The sequence below is a fragment of the Mucilaginibacter sp. CSA2-8R genome, assembly GCF_038806765.1.
In the GTDB taxonomy this organism is placed as follows: domain Bacteria; phylum Bacteroidota; class Bacteroidia; order Sphingobacteriales; family Sphingobacteriaceae; genus Mucilaginibacter.
Genome location: NZ_CP152389.1, coordinates 492,523 through 510,157 on the forward strand (window position 1 = coordinate 492,523; position 17,635 = coordinate 510,157).

Annotated in this window: 14 protein-coding genes; 10 read left to right on the plus strand and 4 right to left on the minus strand. The window is 42.3% G+C overall.

Annotated elements, in window-relative coordinates; all coding sequences use genetic code 11:
- Window positions 1-105: 105 nt before the first annotated feature.
- Genes AAGR14_RS02075 through AAGR14_RS02085 form a run of 3 tightly spaced genes read right to left on the minus strand, consistent with a single transcriptional unit; the run spans window position 106 to window position 2,424 of the window.
- Window positions 106-1,191, minus strand: coding sequence for a DegT/DnrJ/EryC1/StrS family aminotransferase (locus tag AAGR14_RS02075; protein ID WP_342646936.1), 1,086 nt, complete (start codon window positions 1,189-1,191; stop codon window positions 106-108).
- Window positions 1,178-1,561 carry an FdtA/QdtA family cupin domain-containing protein gene (locus tag AAGR14_RS02080; RefSeq protein WP_342646937.1) on the minus strand — a complete coding sequence of 128 codons (384 nt, stop codon included), beginning with the start codon at window positions 1,559-1,561 and terminating at the stop codon, window positions 1,178-1,180. Before AAGR14_RS02080 ends, AAGR14_RS02075 begins: the two co-directional genes overlap by 14 nt.
- Window positions 1,562-1,587: 26 nt before the next feature.
- Window positions 1,588-2,424 (minus strand): beta-1,6-N-acetylglucosaminyltransferase, encoded by an 837-nt coding sequence (locus AAGR14_RS02085; RefSeq protein ID WP_342646938.1) that lies wholly within the window; start codon window positions 2,422-2,424, stop codon window positions 1,588-1,590.
- 202 nt (window positions 2,425-2,626) lie between these two features.
- Between AAGR14_RS02085 and AAGR14_RS02090 the strand changes: the two genes are divergently transcribed.
- From AAGR14_RS02090 to AAGR14_RS02110, 5 genes are all read left to right on the plus strand, one after another.
- Window positions 2,627-3,334 carry an NUDIX domain-containing protein gene (locus AAGR14_RS02090; protein ID WP_342646939.1) on the plus strand — a complete coding sequence of 236 codons (708 nt, stop codon included), beginning with the start codon at window positions 2,627-2,629 and terminating at the stop codon, window positions 3,332-3,334.
- Between the two features lie 78 nt (window positions 3,335-3,412).
- On the plus strand, window positions 3,413-5,086 hold the full coding sequence (locus tag AAGR14_RS02095; RefSeq protein ID WP_342646940.1) for a ribulokinase: 1,674 nt from the start codon (window positions 3,413-3,415) through the stop codon (window positions 5,084-5,086).
- A 12-nt stretch (window positions 5,087-5,098) separates the two neighbouring features.
- Window positions 5,099-5,794, plus strand: coding sequence for an L-ribulose-5-phosphate 4-epimerase (locus AAGR14_RS02100; protein WP_342646941.1), 696 nt, complete (start codon window positions 5,099-5,101; stop codon window positions 5,792-5,794).
- Window positions 5,795-5,911: 117 nt separating this feature from the next.
- The gene (gene araA, locus AAGR14_RS02105; protein ID WP_342646942.1) at window positions 5,912-7,411 is read left to right on the plus strand and encodes an L-arabinose isomerase; all 1,500 of its coding nucleotides are present in this window, start codon (window positions 5,912-5,914) and stop codon (window positions 7,409-7,411) included.
- 133 nt (window positions 7,412-7,544) lie between these two features.
- Window positions 7,545-8,285: a head GIN domain-containing protein gene (locus tag AAGR14_RS02110; RefSeq protein WP_342646943.1), complete on the plus strand. Its 741-nt coding sequence runs from the start codon at window positions 7,545-7,547 to the stop codon at window positions 8,283-8,285.
- A gap of 247 nt (window positions 8,286-8,532) precedes the next feature.
- Here the strand turns inward: AAGR14_RS02110 and AAGR14_RS02115 are convergent, their stop codons facing one another.
- Window positions 8,533-11,679 (minus strand): DUF2723 domain-containing protein, encoded by a 3,147-nt coding sequence (locus tag AAGR14_RS02115; RefSeq protein WP_342646944.1) that lies wholly within the window; start codon window positions 11,677-11,679, stop codon window positions 8,533-8,535.
- Between the two features lie 476 nt (window positions 11,680-12,155).
- Here AAGR14_RS02115 and AAGR14_RS02120 point away from each other — a divergent pair, with 476 nt between their 5' ends.
- The 5 genes from AAGR14_RS02120 to AAGR14_RS02140 all read left to right on the plus strand — a co-directional run bounded on the left by AAGR14_RS02120 (window position 12,156) and on the right by AAGR14_RS02140 (window position 17,569).
- Window positions 12,156-13,100 carry a ribose-phosphate pyrophosphokinase gene (locus AAGR14_RS02120; RefSeq protein ID WP_342646945.1) on the plus strand — a complete coding sequence of 315 codons (945 nt, stop codon included), beginning with the start codon at window positions 12,156-12,158 and terminating at the stop codon, window positions 13,098-13,100.
- A 113-nt stretch (window positions 13,101-13,213) separates the two neighbouring features.
- Window positions 13,214-13,795 carry a 50S ribosomal protein L25/general stress protein Ctc gene (locus tag AAGR14_RS02125; RefSeq protein ID WP_342646946.1) on the plus strand — a complete coding sequence of 194 codons (582 nt, stop codon included), beginning with the start codon at window positions 13,214-13,216 and terminating at the stop codon, window positions 13,793-13,795.
- Between the two features lie 222 nt (window positions 13,796-14,017).
- Entirely contained in the window at window positions 14,018-14,578 is a 561-nt protein-coding gene (pth, locus tag AAGR14_RS02130) for an aminoacyl-tRNA hydrolase (protein ID WP_342646947.1), read from the plus strand.
- A 185-nt stretch (window positions 14,579-14,763) separates the two neighbouring features.
- Window positions 14,764-17,208, plus strand: coding sequence for a TonB-dependent receptor (locus tag AAGR14_RS02135; RefSeq protein ID WP_342646948.1), 2,445 nt, complete (start codon window positions 14,764-14,766; stop codon window positions 17,206-17,208).
- Between the two features lie 13 nt (window positions 17,209-17,221).
- The gene (locus AAGR14_RS02140; RefSeq protein WP_342646949.1) at window positions 17,222-17,569 is read left to right on the plus strand and encodes a Spx/MgsR family RNA polymerase-binding regulatory protein; all 348 of its coding nucleotides are present in this window, start codon (window positions 17,222-17,224) and stop codon (window positions 17,567-17,569) included.
- Window positions 17,570-17,635: the final 66 nt, after the last annotated feature.

Consider the following 17,635-nt stretch of genomic DNA (forward strand, 5'->3'; position numbering starts at 1 on the left):
GGCTAACGTGTTAATGCGTCTTTATACGGCAATATTCGCTGTGCTGTTTACACTAATGAAAAAAAATTTCTTTGGTGACTATGCTTTTCGAAAACAAAAGAATTTTTAGAACCTGTTAAGCGTATCAATCACTGTTTTTATTTGTGCCGGGGTATGCCAGTAAGAGCACGGTAAGCTTAGTGTGGTACGGTGTATTTCTTCGGCAATAGGATAACTTTGGTTCTGTAATACAGGCTGCAATGCTTTTTGCTGATGTGGCGGCACCGGGTAATGAATTTCTGTACCAATACCTTTTTCCAGTAAATAGACTTTCAACCGGTCGCGTTCGGGGTGCCTAATGTTAAAAATGTGATAAACATCTTTATAGTCATCATCAACTACAGGTAAGATGAAATTTGCGTTTAAATGTTGGAGATATAACCCGGCTAATTGGCGCTTATGGTTATTGATAGCATCTAAAGCTTCGAGCTTGGTACTTAAAAAAGCCGCCTGTAATTCATCCAGCCGCGAGTTGATGCCAATACGCTCGTTGTAATATTTTTTTTCGGAACCGTAATTGCGCATCTGGCGCACTACAGTTTCTAATGCCGGGTTATTGGTGGTAAGAGCTCCGGCATCACCCAGGGCTCCTAAGTTTTTGGTGGGGTAAAAACTAAAAGCACCAAACTCGCCAAAAGTACCGGCTTTTTGCCCCTTAAAAGTAGCACCATGTGCCTGTGCACAATCTTCAATCAGGAGTAGGTTATGTTTTTCCTTAACGCGCATAATCGCATCCATTGCGCAGCATTTGCCATACAAATGAACTACCATAATAGCCTTGGTGCGCGGCGTAATGGCATCCTCAATTAATAGCGGATCAATATTGTATGTTCTGATGTCAGGCTCAACCAATACCGGCGTAAGGTTGTTGTTTAAAATAGCCAGTATAGTAGCAATGTAGGTGTTTGAGGGTACAATAACTTCACTTCCCGGCTCAAAGTTATAGGGCTTTAGGGCCATGGTCAAAGCATCCAGTCCGTTAGCAACGCCTATGCAATGGGCCGAATTATTCCAGGCGGCAAACTGCAGTTCAAAGCGTTTAACACTTTCTCCTAAAATATACCAGCCAGAATTTAAAAAGTCATCAAACTGCTGTTTAAAGCGCTCGGTAAACGGGCGGTTTAATTCAAGCAGATTTTCATAAGCTATCATTTAATAAAGGATAGGGATCAAAAATATAATCAGCAGCATCAAACGGTGTAGAGGCTAAAACCAATAAAATGGCATCGGCGCTAAAATTGGTCATCATGTGCCAGTCTTTGGTTTCCAGGATGAGGCATTTGCGGGGTTCATCAAGTTCTATATGTTCCAAAGAAATGCCATCGTGGTTAATGATGGTGCAGCTTCCTTTAATGCAAATAGCAGCCTGGATTGTTTTATGATGCCGGTGACCGCCCCGGGCCGAATTATCAACACCATAGATGTAAAATAAACGCTTTATATCAAAAGGGATAGCACTATCCAATACGGTTAAGTTGCCGCGATGGTCGCTAAAAGTAGGTATATCAATTATATATGCCATTCAGTAAAGTCATCAAAAATCTATTGTTAATATTGGTCAAGCGCATTTAGCAAACTTGTACTTTTTTCCAGGTTCACTTTGCGGGTAAACAGATCATCTGTGTTTTTTAGTTTTTCTAAATCATCCAAGGTCAGTACTTTGGGATGTGTTCCACCGCCCGACCAGTCAATGTAACGATAATCGTTATTCACCAGCTCATTTTTATAAGGCGAATTCATGAGTATGGTCTGGAACACAAATTCGTCGCTGGCCCAGGTATGCTTCAAGTAGCGTTCTAACCGCGGGTTTTGCTCAACATAATTTGCAACATACATAGCTCTGGATGGTGTGAGCATCCAAAACATAGCTTTGCCATAGGGCACCAGGTTATACGGAATCTTACGGGCAGGAGTAAGCCAGTTAACCAATTGTGCTAAGCGGTCTTTTCCCTTAAATTTGTAATTGGTAAAGTGGTATCGTGTAAAACGTGGAATTGCTTCACGCCATTCTTTGTAAACATCTTTGTATTCAATAAACTGCTTTCCGCGGTTGCGCTCAAAAAAATCGAGTATATATTGGGCCGATTTGATGGGGTAGTCTTGTCCGCTTAAAAAGTTTATGTAATCATATTCAATACCGGATGCTGTAATTTCCCTTATACAATTAAAGGTGGCTTTGATGGTATTGTATCCGGCCCAGCGTACGTCTTCGCGGGTGTTGATGAAATAAACGTTCGGGTATTTTCGCAGATACAAATAAGGATGAATACTGAATTTTTTATCGACGTGGATATAAAAATCAATTTGCGGATGTTGTAATTTAACAATTAAGCGTTCGGTAAGCAGTGGACTGGTATAGGTTAAAATAAGATTCGCAATTTTCATATCATCATACTCCATGTGTGCCGGGCACAGCTACGCTTTAAGTGTGTAAACTTAGCCGGTCAAATCAAATACTGCAATCAACAATATTCTCAAAACGGCCATTGGGCATTATTACGGGCCAAAATCAATTCGGTTCTAATAAAAACGTATCATTTTTGTTTATTTAACAAATGCCTTACATTAGCTACGTTACTGCAAAAGGATGAAAAATAAAAAGGCACCGCATATAGCTGTAGCTATTGATTGTATTGTGTTCGGCTTTGACGGAACTGATTTGAAGCTGTTGCTTATACAACGGGGCTTTAATCCGGAGTTACATAAATGGAGCCTGATGGGTGGCTACGTAAACCCTGAAGAAAGTGTGGACGATGCCTCCGTTCGTATTTTGCATCAGCTAACCGGTTTGCAGGGCGTATACCTGGAGCAACTGCATGCCTTTGGCGCTGTAAAGCGCGATACCACCGAGCGTACGGTGAGTATTGCCTATTTTGCTTTAATTGATATTGCCCGTTACAAGCAGCAGCTAAGTGCCGATTACCATGCCGAGTGGTTCCCGATCCGTAATTTTCCGTCGCTGATTTTTGATCATAACGAGATGGTAGAACTGGCCAAAAAACGCCTGCAGTACAAGGCGGCGTTGCACCCGGTAGTATTTGAACTGCTGCCGCAAAAATTTACCCTGCCGCAAATTCAAAGCATGTATGATGCGGTCTATGAAATCAGCTTTGACAAGCGTAATTTTAGCCGCAAGCTGCTTTCAACCGATTTGCTCATCAAACTGGATGAAAAAGACAAACTCGGCTCAAAAAAAGGGGCTTTTTATTATACGCTGAATAAGGATAAGTATAAAGAGAACCTGTATAAAATATTCAGTTTAATTATCACACCTGATAACCTTCAATTTTTATAATTTAATTTTTTGTTGTAAAGTATAAGAAACATACTTTTACATTCTATTAAATGTCAAAACTACAATTAATAGCTAACCATGACTGATAAACCCCAATATGTAATTGGTGTTGACTATGGATCCGACTCTGTGCGTTCGGTAATTGTCAATGCCGCTGATGGTAAAGAATTAGCTACTTCAGTTTTTTATTATCCCCGCTGGCAAAAGCAATTGTACTGCAACGCCGCCCAAAATCAATTCAGGCAGCACCCGCTCGATTATATCGAAGGGCTGGAACATACCATTAAAGCTTGTATTGCCAAAGCCGGACCGGAAGTGGCTGCGCAGATTAAAGCCATAGCGGTTGATACCACCGGCTCAACCCCGGTAGCGGTTGATAAACAAGGCGTACCTTTAGCTTTATTACCCGAATTTTCAGAACATCCTGGAGCCATGTTTGTGCTTTGGAAAGATCATACCTCAGTACAGGAAGCTGCCGAAATTAACGAGCACGCCACCAAATTTGATACCAATTACCTGCAATATGTAGGCGGCATTTACTCATCCGAGTGGTTTTGGGCAAAGCTGCTGCACATCCTCCGTACCGACGAGAAAGTACGTGATGCCGTTTACTCCTGGGTAGAGCATTGCGACTGGGTTCCGTTTTTACTGACTGGTGGTACCGACGCTAACAAAATTATGCGCGGCCGCTGCTCGGCAGGGCACAAAGCCCTTTGGGCCGAAGAGTTTGGCGGTTTGCCGCCTGATGAGTTTTTCTCCTCATTAGACCCGCTGCTGAAAGGCTTTACCGAACGTTTATATAAAGACACTTATACTTCTGATGTGTCAGCAGGAAACTTATCGGCCGAGTGGGCTAGCCGTTTAGGTTTGTCAACTGATGTGCTGGTTGGCGTAGGCGCTTTTGATGCGCACATGGGGGCCGTTGGTGGCCAGATTGAGCCTTACCACCTGAGTAAGGTAATGGGTACTTCTACCTGCGATATCCTGGTAGCACCTAACCGCGACATGGACGGTAAACTGGTAAAGGGTATTTGCGGACAGGTTGATGGTTCGGTTATCCCGGGTATGGCCGGTTTAGAGGCTGGGCAATCTGCCTTTGGCGATACTTATGCCTGGTTTAAAAACCTGGTAGCCTGGCCGGTGCAAAATCTCATGGCCGGTTCTAAAGTGATTGATGAGCAAACTGCAGGTGCATTGCAGGAAGAAATGATAGGTCGTATCATCCCTGAGCTGAGCAAGCAAGCTGCAGCTTTACCGCTGGATGAAAAAGCAGAGTTGGCTACCGATTGGTTTAACGGCCGCCGCACGCCTGATGCTAATCAATTGTTAAAAGGAACCATTACTGGTTTAGGTTTGGGCAGCGATGCGCCACGCGTATTCCGTGCCCTGGCCGAGGCTACCTGCTTTGGCGCCCGCAGCATTGTAGAGCGTTTCAGAAGCGAAGGTGTACCGGTAGAAGCCATTATTGGTATTGGTGGTGTGGCTAAAAAATCACCTTACATTATGCAAATGATGGCCGATGTATTGCAGATGCCTATCCGCATACACCAGTTTGAACATACCTGTGCTTTAGGTGCAGCCATGTTTGCCGCTACCGTTGCCGGTGTTTACCCTAAAGTAGAGGAAGCAATGACTGCTATGGGTGGTGGTTTTGACGTAGAGTATTCACCTAACGCAGCTAATACCGAGTTTTATAACAAACGCTACCAGCAATATCAAAAACTAGGTGCTTTTACCGAAACTACTGTTTAAACCCAAACTACGATGTACGAACATATTCAGCAGGCCGCTTACGAGGCCAATATGGAACTGCCTAAGCTGGGCCTAGTTATTTTTACCTTCGGTAACGTTAGCGCAGCCGACCATAACTTAGGTGTATTTGCCATTAAACCCAGCGGCGTGCCTTACGAAGACCTTTCGCCCGAAAAAATGGTGATTGTTGACTTTGAGGGTAAAACCGTGCAAGGCGACTTAAGACCGTCATCAGATACTAAAACCCATGCCGTGCTATATAAAAACTGGCCGGGCATAGGCGGTGTATGTCATACCCACTCTACCTACGGTACAGCCTGGGCGCAATCACAACGTGATATTCCAATTTTCGGCACTACACATGCCGATTACAATACCGTAGATATCCCGTGTGCGCCGCCAATGATTGATGAGTACATTAAAGGCGACTACGAATATCAAACCGGTTTCCAAATTATGGATGTGTTCCGTGACAAAGGTTTAGATTATAAAGAGGTGGAGATGGTGTTGGTGGGTAACCATGCACCATTTAGCTGGGGCAAAACAGCAGCTAAAGCCGTGCATAACAGTGCGGTACTTGAAGCTATTGCTAAAATGGCATTACTTACCGAGCAAATTAACCCGCAGGCACCGCGTCTTAAAGATGCACTAATCCGCAAACACTACGAACGCAAACACGGACCGGATTCGTATTACGGGCAGAGTTAGTTGATAGGTTGATAAGTGAGTAGTTAGATAGGTTTTAAGCATTATAACCTATTCGATTATTCATTTAATTTCATCTTCAACTACTTAACCAATCAACAATTTAACTAATCAACTAAAATGATAAATTTAAAAGAACTTGAAGTCTGGTTTGTAACCGGTAGTCAGGATTTATATGGCGAGGAAACCTTAAAGCAGGTTGCTGAACACTCGCAAGAGATTGCCCGCGGTTTGGATGGTATGGCCGATGTACCGGTGAAAGTTGTGTTTAAACCTACCGTAAAATCGTCAGAAGAAATTTATAGCCTGGTACAGCAAGCTAACGTAGCTACAGATTGTATCGGTTTAATTACCTGGATGCATACATTTTCGCCTGCTAAAATGTGGATCCGCGGATTGAGCATTCTTAAAAAGCCAATCCTGCACTTACATACGCAATACAACAGCCAGATTCCATGGTCGAGTATTGATATGGATTTCATGAACCTGAACCAAAGCGCCCACGGCGACCGCGAGTTCGGTTTTATGGCATCGCGTATGCGTTTACGCCGTAAAGTGGTTGTAGGTCACTGGCAAGAAAAAGAAGTAGCTGAGCAAATTGGTGTTTGGGCACGTGCTGCCGCCGGATGGCATGATTGGCAAGGTGCTAAATTTGCCCGCTTTGGTGATAACATGCGCTATGTTGCCGTAACTGACGGCGATAAAGTGGAGGCCGAATTGCAATTTGGTTTCTCTGTAAACACTTACGGTATCGGCGATTTAGTACAAGTGATTAACGCACTCGATTACTCTTTAATTGACCAGCAAATTGCCGAATATCACGATTTGTATGATGTAATGCCATCACTGCAAAAAGGTGGTGATCAGCATCAATCATTAATTGAGGCTGCTAAAATTGAGGTAGGTTTACGTACCTTCTTAAAACAAGGTGGCTTTAAAGGCTTTAGCGATACGTTTGAAGATTTGCACGGTATGGTACAATTACCAGGCATTGGTGCTCAGCGCTTAATGGCCGAAGGTTATGGCTTTGCCGGCGAAGGCGATTGGAAAACCGCTGCCTTGGTACGTGCCATGAAAGTAATGGGAGCTGGTTTGCCGGGCGGTAATGCCTTTATGGAAGATTATACTTACCATTTTGACGGCAACAACTCTATGGTATTGGGTTCGCACATGCTGGAGGTTGATCCGGCTATTGCTACCGGTAAACCAAAAGTTGAAGTACATCCGTTAGGTATTGGCGGTAAAGCCGACCCTGTACGTTTAGTATTTAACGTAGGTGGCGGTGCAGCATTAAATGCATCTATTGTGGATATGGGTAACCGTTTCCGCATGATTGTAAACGAAGTAGAAGCCGTTGAGCCGACTAACGAATTGCCTAACTTACCGGTAGCCCGTGTGTTATGGAAACCATATCCGGATATGAAAACCGGTTGTGCCGCCTGGATTCAGGCTGGTGGTGCACACCATACCTGTTACAGCCAAAACTTAACTGATGAGCATTTACATGCTTTTGCCGAAATGGCGGGTATTGAGTATTTGCTGATTGGCAAAGAAACCAAGCTACGCGAATTTCAGAAAGAAATTGCATGGAATGATGCTTACTACAAGCTGATAAAATAATCAGACACAGTTCTAAATAACAAAAGCCATCGTTTTTAAAAAGACGGTGGCTTTTTTGCTGACGAAAAATTATGATAGCGCTGTAACCAATCTTAAACATGTCGCGTCTTATCCATACAAACAATCCAATATCATGAAATCATTAGCTACCATTTTAATCATAACCGCACTAAGTGCCGGCGTAAATAAATCTTCTTTCGCAGTTCCTGTTTCTGTATCAGTTGCCGGCGACAGAACAGAAATTCAGGACCGCCATTTGTCGGGCTTTTCATCTATAGATGTTTCCGGTTCTTTTGATGTGTTTATCACACAAGGAAGCACCGAGTCGGTAAAAGTGGAAGCAGAGCGTGGCGATTTGGATAAGATTGTTACCGAAGTAAAAAACGGCGTATTGCATATTGATAACAAGCGCTCTATGGGCGGCATGAGTTGGGATTGGGGTAACAGAAAAAGAATAGTAAGGGTAGTAGTGCGAAACGTGAATGCCGTTAATGTGAATGGCTCCGGTGATGTGGCTTTTAGTGAGGGACTGCGCACGCAATCACTGTCACTAATGGTAAGAGGTTCGGGCGATGTTGAAGGTCGTATAGAGGCTGAAAATCTGGAGTGCGGTATCTCAGGCTCGGGCGATGTAGCTTTGAGCGGCCGCGCCGATAATATTAGCGTAAAGGCATCCGGCTCCGGCGATTTTGATGCCCGCAAATTGCAATCTGTGAATGCGGCTGTAAAATTAAGCGGGTCGGGCGATGCAGTTGTCAATGCCAGCCAGCGAGTAGATGCTAAGGTATCAGGTTCTGGTGATATCCGGTATACCGGAGCTGCCAAACAAGTATCCACTTCCAAATCCGGCAGCGGCGATATCGGTAGGTTGTAGTATTACACCAATAAAAGTTTATTGATGCTTAAAGGGTGCCAGGTTATGGCGCCCTTTGTTTTTGATGCCCTTGTTATCAAAAAAATGCGTATGATGTGCTTTACAAAACATCGGCAGTTTGAAGCAATCACACCCTTGTTTATAGCAGTTGCTTGATTTTATTTAAGAGGTATATTTTAATGAAAACAAAAAACGCCGGTGCTGCAAACAGCGCCGGCGTTAAAAATTATAAAAACTTTATCGTCAATTATTGCTGACCGCCAAGCACATTGCCAAACTTAGCTTCGTAGCCTTTAAACTGTGCGCTTAGCTTATTAAACAATGCTGTTTGTTTATGGATGGTGGTATACTCCATTAATCCGTTTAAAACGTACATTCCTAATTGAACATCGCGCTGGTTCAGTTCACCACCGCCATTTTGCATAATTTTATAGTTGTAATCAAGCAGGTTGGTAACAAAATCATCCAGTTGGTTAGTCCACTTCACAGCCAGTGCGGTTTGATTTAAATTGTATGCATTGTTGGTTAAATAAAACTTACGCAAAGCAATTTCACTATAAGGAATTTCATCCGGCATTACCTCAGCATAACGGTTCAGCGCCTTAATAGCTAAATCCTGGTGCCCTTCTTTAGTCAGGTTGGCAATTAATGAGTTAAACTGCTTCTGAATAATAGGTAAAAACATCGTAACCGATTCATGATCTAAATATTTGGCATTTTTCATGTTGCCCCATTTAAACTTGGTCATCATGTTGTTATACATTACCAAAGTATTCATTGGGTCAGGGGCATTTTGAGCGGTATCTGGTTTTAATGGCTGCAGGTGGTAAGCAAAACCTTCATCATGTAAATATTTATCCAAGCCCATCATGTTTTCGCTGCCTACGGTAATGGCAAAATAAACAGGGCGTTTCCAGTTATTGTGCGACAAAATGTCTATTAAAGCCAGGTTGTCTTTAGTGACATAATTTGAGTTCATCTTCCAGGTAATGGCTGGTACAATGTCGGCTTTTTGATTGGCCGATACTGTGCCCGAACTAATCACGTCCTCTGGGTTAACTGTAATCTTGAAGTTTTTGGTAGGCAGATAGTTCTGTGATAAACCACTTTCATATTGAACTTTAGTGTCTGGGTTGTCAGAGGTGATAAAATCAAATACCTCTTTAAGTTCTGTGGTATCTTTAACATTCATCTGCTCGTTCCAGTATATAATATCGCGTACACCCGATGCAAACTTATTGTTAGGCATGGTAATAGGCAACGGCTCCGAATCATTCATCTTTTGTTTCATTTGGCGGATGTACCAATCAGTACCCAGCAAACTTAAGTTTACAATACGAACGTCGGGGCGTATACCTTCCACTTCCTGGGCAAACCATAATGGGTAAGTGTCATTATCGCCATAAGTAAACAAAATAGCGTTCGGCGCGCAAGAGTTTAGGTAGTTGCTGGCCATATCGTGCGGCGTAAGCTTGGTAGAACGGTCATGGTCATCCCACTCCTGGTTAGCCATCAGTACAGGTGCTGCCAGCAAACAAACTACAGTGGCAATACCGGCGCCAACTTTTGGGCTAACTACCTTACGCAGTAAATCAGCAATAAACAATACGCCTAAGCCAATCCATATGGTAAATACGTAAAACGAACCGGCGTACGCATAATCACGTTCGCGTGGCTGTAACGGGTTTTGGTTAAGGTATAAAACAATAGCCAAACCGGTAAAGAAAAACAATACTGCTACCACACCGGCATCGCGCTTGCTGCGCTGAAAGTGATAGAATAAGCCCAATATGCCTATGATGAACGGCAGTGCAAATAAACGGTTATAGGCTTTACTCTGGGTTACCGTATAAGGCAGCGCTTTACCAAAGTTTAAACCGCTAATAAAGTTACCGTCGGTTCCGTTACTATTATTCTGACCATCCATGTCGTTGGTACGGCCCCAAAAATTCCATAGAAAATAACGGTTATACATTTGCTGTACCTGCCAGCTAAAGAAGAAACCCATATTATGCTTCATGGTCGGAACTTCGTCCTGGCTCATCTGCAGCCACTCGCGGTAAAATGCCGATTTATTAGGATCGTTATCAAATATGCGAGGGAATACCGTGTTATGATCGTAAGTAGTTTTAAGCTTTTTGCCAGCTATTTCGTATTTAGTATCACCACGGCGATACAACGTGCCACCCTCAGTCTGGTCAACCGGCTTGCCGTCAAAGTACTGGCCATACACCAATGGTGTTTCGCCGTACTGGTCGCGGTTCAGGTAGCTGTTTAAGGCAAAGGCATCCTGCGGGTCACTGTTGTTTAAATTAGTACCGGCTTTAGCACGTATTACAATCATCACAAACGAGCTGTAACCAAACAAAATAAACAGTGTGCAGATCAGCACCATGTTTAGCGAGTAGCGTTTTTCGCGTACTTTTAAAACATATTCTAAAAAGGCTAATACCGCACCGGCAGCAATAAAGCCCACTATGCCAGCACTAATGGTTAATGCCGCCACAAAAGCTGCTATGGCTGTAAATAAAGCTGCTTTTGATGTAGTTACTGAGTAGTACAAACCGGCAATTAAAGTAATAAGCACCAGTAAATAAAATACAATAGCGCCGCTGTTAAAGCTAAAGCCAAGGGTATTCACAAACAATAAATCGGCATAGGCAGCGCCTTTAACAGTAAACTGTATAATGCCCCAAAGCACCAAACCCAATACAACCACACCTAAAATAAAGCTCCAGATGGTGCCCGATGCAGTAACATTTTTTGAACGGCGAAAGTAAAAAATTAAAGCTGCAACCGGTATAACCAGTAAGTTTAGCAAGTGTATACCGATGGATAAGCCCATGATGTAGGCAATAAATACAATCCAGCGGTCGGCCTGCGGCTCATCAGCATGAGCATCAAATTTTAAAATAGCCCAGAATACAACAGCGGTACACAAAGACGATTGCGCATAAACCTCAGACTCAACTGCCGAAAACCAAAACGTATCTGAAAAAGTATAAGCCAATGCGCCTACCAAACCCGATCCTATAATTAAAATGAGATTGGTAGTATCCAGGTCTTCGGCTTTTTTAACCAATATTTTTTTGGCCAGCATGGTAATACTCCAAAACAAGAACAGTATAGTAGCGGCACTTGCCAGGGCCGAAGCCATGTTAGTCCAGAAAGCCACTTTAGTTACATCACCGAAAGAGAGTAATGAAAATGCTTTACCAATCATGGTAAACAACGGGGCACCTGGCTGGTGAGCTACTTGCAGACGGTAAATACAGGCAATAAATTCGCCGCAATCCCAAAAGCTGGTAGATGGTTCGAGTGTTAAGGTGTAAGTAATGGCGGCAATTAAAAAGGCCAGCCAGCCAAACAGGTTATTGATCTTAGAATAATTCATTGTTTATATTGAATACAATCTGTAGTTTACAAATTTTAAGCTGCCGAAATTAATAAATCTAAACGTAGGTTAGGTCAATAACTTATGGTTTAACATAATTTTAACTGATATTCTGTGACTTAGCCAGACCCGTAAAATTTTTTGAAAAATATTTTTGCTGGTTTCAAAATTCGTCTTACATTTGCATTCGATTTCGGAACGGAAACAGAACGAAAGAGGATTGTCCGATAGTATAAAGGTAGTACGACGGTTTTTGGTACCGTTTGTCTTGGTTCGAATCCAGGTCGGACAACAAATAAAAAATTCGAATTTCAGATATTGGAATTCGAATTTTTTGTTTTAGCGAATATCCAATCGTTATCGTAATAATGATTGGATAGGTGCAAGGGTGAACAGTAAGATTTAAGTTTAAGCATAAATCCGGATAATGGCTGGTGTAAAAACCGGGCTGTTAATCCGCCATACGTATTAAGAAGATGCCTTTACAGTTTAATCCGGTTAAATTGTTTTCGGGCTCAGGTACACAAGACCTGGCCACTAAGATAGCCAAAGTGTATGGTCGTGATTTAGGCGATCTTACTTTGTCGAAGTTTAGCGATGGCGAGTTTCAGCCTTATATCAACGAGTCGGTTAGGGGATGTGATGTGTTTTTTATACAATCAACCTACCCGCCAACTGATAACCTGATGGAACTGCTCATGATGATTGATGCCGCACGCCGTGCATCAGCCCATTATGTAACTGCCGTAATCCCGTATTTCGGTTTGGCACGTCAGGATCGTAAAGATAAACCACGTGTAGCTATCGGCGCCAAGCTGGTTGCCAATCTGCTTACCGCAGCAGGCGCTAACCGGGTAATGACGATGGATTTGCATGCTGCGCAGATACAAGGGTTTTTTGATATACCGGTAGATCACCTGGATGCTTCGATTATTTTTGTGCCTTACATTAAAAGTTTGGCGCTGCCTAATTTAACCATTGCTTCGCCGGATATGGGAGGCTCGTACCGGGCACGTACCTTTGCTAAGTTTTTTAATGCCGAGGTAGTAATTTGTGATAAACGCCGTAAGCGGGCCAACGAAATTGAAAGTATGACTGTGATTGGTGATGTTACCGGGCAGGACATTGTACTGATTGATGATATTTGTGATACTGCAGGCACATTGGCTAAAGCAGCAGGTTTAATTATGGAGCGTGGCGCTAACAGCGTACGTGCTGTATGTACTCACCCGCTTTTATCAGGTAAGGCTTACGAAACGATTGAGAATTCGGCTTTAACCGAGCTGATTGTTACAGATACCATTCCGTTAAAGCAAGAGTGCAGCAAGATAAAAGTTTTATCAACTGCCGAGTTGTTTGGTAAAGCCATTGCTAACGTAAATGAGCATGCTTCTATCAGTCAGTTATTTAGGATAGATTAACATTCGCCCAAATGGTTTAAACCCATTTAAGCGGAATAATATAAGAGCTTCACTCAAAAATCGGACAAACCGAATGAGGGTGGGAATAACAAAGAAAAATAATAAATAAAAAAATGAAATCAATTGCTATTAGCGGTTCTCCGAGAGAGAACGTAGGGAAACGCGACGCTAAAGAACTGCGTTACCAGGGCATGATCCCTGCAGTACTTTACGGTGGTGCTACACAAACCCACTTTGCAGTGTCCGCAGCTGATTTGAAACAGGTTGTTTATACACCCGATGTTCAATTCGTAGACTTAGACATTAACGGTACTACAGCTCAGGCTATCATTAAAGACATGCAGTTTCACCCGTTAACCGACGAAATTCTGCACGTTGACTTTTTACAGTTAGACGAGAACAAACCGGTAACTATCGAAATTCCAATCCGTTTAACCGGTACTTCTCCTGGTGTTAAAATGGGTGGTAAATTGGTACAAAAGCTGCGTAAATTGCGCGTTAAAGCTTTACCTGGTAACCACTTAGATAACATCGAAGTAAGCATCGAAGGTTTAGAAGTAGGTAAATCAGTTCGTGTACGCGACATCAGCGTTCCAAACCTGACTATCACTAACACTCCCGAAGATACTATCTTATCTATTACTACTTCTCGTGCACTGCGTCAGGCTGAGCAAGAAGCTGCAAAAGGTAAATAAGTTTAAAGCCTTTAAGGTAACCAATACAAAAAAGCCGCTCCTGGATTCAGAGAGCGGCTTTTTTTTTGTGCCGTTTTATGCAGGTGCTGATGAATAGGAGATAGGGGCTTGAGTGATTTTTGTCTAAGCTTGTCGTTAAAGGTTTTGCGTTTGTTAAGGTTGGATTATTAGCTTTGCATCTGCCTCTGCTTTTAATATCGAGGCAACACCGGTTTTTACCATATGAAGTATTTAATAGTAGGCTTAGGCAACATCGGACCTGAATACAAAGATACCCGCCACAATATCGGTTTTATGATATTGGATGAAATGGCCAAGCAGGAAGGCACTCAATTTCATAACATGCGGTTGGCTTACTATACCGAAGTTAGCCACAAAGGCCGTATGCTGCACTTAATTAAACCTACTACCTACATGAATCTGAGCGGCAAAGCTTTAAGTTATTGGATGCAGCAACTTAAAATACCTGTCGAAAATGTGTTAGTTTTGGTGGATGACCTTGCTTTGCCCTTCGGAACGCTACGCCTCAAACCCAAGGGCAGCGCCGCCGGGCATAACGGGTTGAAACATATTGAGCAGGTATTAGGACATAATAACTATGCACGCTTACGGTTTGGTATCAGCAATAACTATCCCAAAGGCCGTCAGGTAGATTACGTGTTAAGCGGATTTGACCATGATGAGCAACCCGAATTGCCGGCACTGATGGATCGTTCTATTGAAATGATTAAAAGCTTCGCTGCTGTAGGTTCGGAATTAACAATGACCCGATTTAACAAATAAAGATCCCGCCCTGGCTTTGCTGTGTTAAGTTAAGAAGTGTTAACGTTTGCAAATAATTGTTTTTAAATTAATTACTTGCAAATAAAATGCTGTTTATGTGTAACGATTAGATCGGATAGGCGTCTGTTTTATATTGGGCGCTATGCTATTGAAGCGCATAAATTAACTGACCTTAACACATAGTAATGATTAAACACTTACTTGTCACCATACTCATTTTACTGGCAACCTGCTTTGCAGGGTTTTCTCAAACTAATTCTTCGGCAACTATAATTATTAAAGGTATAGTAGCCGATTCTGTAAAAAAACAGCCGTTGGCTTATGTAACTGTAGCTCTTACTGATGCTGTTACCAACCAACCTGTTAAAAGTACATTTACAAAAGAAGATGGTAGCTTCATCTTAAACAACATCGCCGTAAAACCTTACAAGCTCAACTTGGTTTTTGTGGGTTATGGCACTAAAATAATCAATCTTGATCATCCCGGCCAAACAAGTAATTTAGGACAGTTACTAATGAGTGTATCCAGTAATCAGTTAAAGGCGGTCACCATAACCCATGTTAAGCCTCTGATGAAACGAGAGGTAGACCGTATTAGTTATGACGTGCAGGCCGACCCGGAAAATAAAGTGATTACTGTACTGGATATGATGCGCCGTGTTCCGCTACTATCGGTTGATGCTACTGATAACATCAAGTTACAAGGTAATACCAATTATAAAATACTCATTAACGGTAAACCGTCGGCGCTAATAGCACGCAACCCAGCTGATGTGTTCCGGTCGATGCCTGCCAGTAATATTCAAAAAATTGAAGTAATTACCACGCCGCCCGCTAAGTATGACGCAGAAGGATTGGCTGGTATTATCAACATTATTACAAAAAAAGATGTTGAGCAGGGATACAATGGTAGTATCAATACCAGATACAGCAATCTTTGGGGCCCGGGTGTTAATTTAAATTTAACGGTAAAGCAAGGCAAACTGGGTATAGGCGGTTATGCTGGATACAATAAGCGTAATGAATTAACAACGGGCTTTTCTAATATTAATCAAAGCAGTACAACAACAGATGTGAACGCACCCAATTATGAGTTTTCAGATTTAAGGCAATCGGGCACAAATACTAACAGCGGCCGTTATGCTTATGGCACCACCGAGCTTACTTATGAAGCTGACAGCCTGAACCTGCTCACAGGTACTTTTGAATATTATGGTGGTAAAGGCAATTCCGACCGCGATTTATCAAGTACCCTAACCAGTACCAATGCCAATAACAGCAATAGTTATAGGTCATATAACAATGTTGATAATAAAGACAGTGGATTTGGCGCAGGGCTTAATTATCAATTAGGTTTTAAGCGCAACAAAGAACAGCTATTAACCGGATCGTATAAATATAATTACTCAGCTAACAATCAGTTTAACAATATTGAGTTTCTGCAACGCATTAACTATAACAACCCTAACTACCGGCAGTACAACAACTCGGGCAGTAAAGAGCATACCCTGCAACTGGATTATGTACAACCGCAAAAAAAGCTAAACATTGAGACTGGGGCAAAAGCCATATTCCGCAATAATTTTAGCGATTCGTACAATGAGATATTGAGCAGCACGGGGCAATATGTAACCGACCCTGCGCAGCTTAGTAATTTTAAATACCAACAAAACGTATACAGCCTGTACAACTCCTATCAATTAAAGTTTAATGATAAATGGGTAGCTAAAGGTGGTCTGCGCCTGGAGCATACTACCGTAAACGCCAATGCAGCAATAGATCAGCGGTATTCTAACCTTATACCATCCATATCGGTACAACGCACCTTCAAAAGCAGTAGTTTAAATTTGGCTTATACTGACAGGATACAGCGCCCGGGTATATGGCAGCTTAATCCGTTCATCAACAGCCAAAATCCTAATTTAATCAACGTAGGTAATCCGGACCTTCAGGCTGTAGTGAGCCATGTTATCGAATTAAATTACAGCAATTTTAAAAAGGGGTCTGTAAACGTAGGGCTTAACTACAAGTTTGCCAACAACACGGTTGAGAATATTACGGTGATTAACCCAGTCACAGCGGTAAGCGTAAGTACTTTTCAAAACGTAGGAGCAAACAAGCGTTTAGGTATTGATTTTAATGTAAACTATCCTTTATTCAATAATAAGTTCAATTTTAATCTGAACAGCCAGTTAGTAAGGGTGTGGCTTAAAGGGTATGTGAATAACGTGCTGTTTAATACTCGCGGTTTTCAAGGACATACATTTGCAGGTGCCGGCTACAAGTTTGATAACGGCTACCGCTTAGGGCTAAACTTTGATTTTGACAGCCGCTATGTATTGCTGCAAGGACGCGACAATTACTGGTTGGGATATGCGGCCAGTGCCTCTAAAGAGTTTTGGGACAAAAAAGCTACTTTTTCTGCTTATATCAATACGCCATTTCAAAAGTTCCGTACTATTGATAATACCATCCGCACACCAACTTCCTATCAGCTAACACTCAATGATGTGTTTGCCCGCGCTTTTAATTTTAGCTTTAACTATAAATTTGGCAAGCTGAACAGCGAACTTAAAAAGAACAAGCGGGGCATCAGTAACGACGACGTAGGCAGTAGCAGCAGAAATTAATATCTTCGTTGCCATGAAAGTATATGGCATTACCAACTGCAATACCGTTAAAAAGGCTTTAGACTGGTTAAAGAAAAACCATGTCGAATTTGAATTTCACGACTTCAAAAAGCTGGGCATCTCGCCCGAAAAATTACGGGAGTGGAACGAAACGGCCGGCTACGAAGCCTTTTTAAATAAGCAAGGTCTGACCTGGAAACAGCTGGATGCCGAAACCAAAGCAACGGTACAAACAGCTGCTGAAGCCTTGCCATTGCTACAGCAAAAAACCAGTATGATTAAGCGCCCGGTGATCGAAGATAACGGCTTTCTGTATTTTGGTTTTAATGAAGAGGCTTACCTTAAGCACTTTGGTAAGTAAACGGTTCATGCGGCTAAGTAACTTTCGTTTTACTTGGAACACTATAGCTTAAATAGTGTTATTATT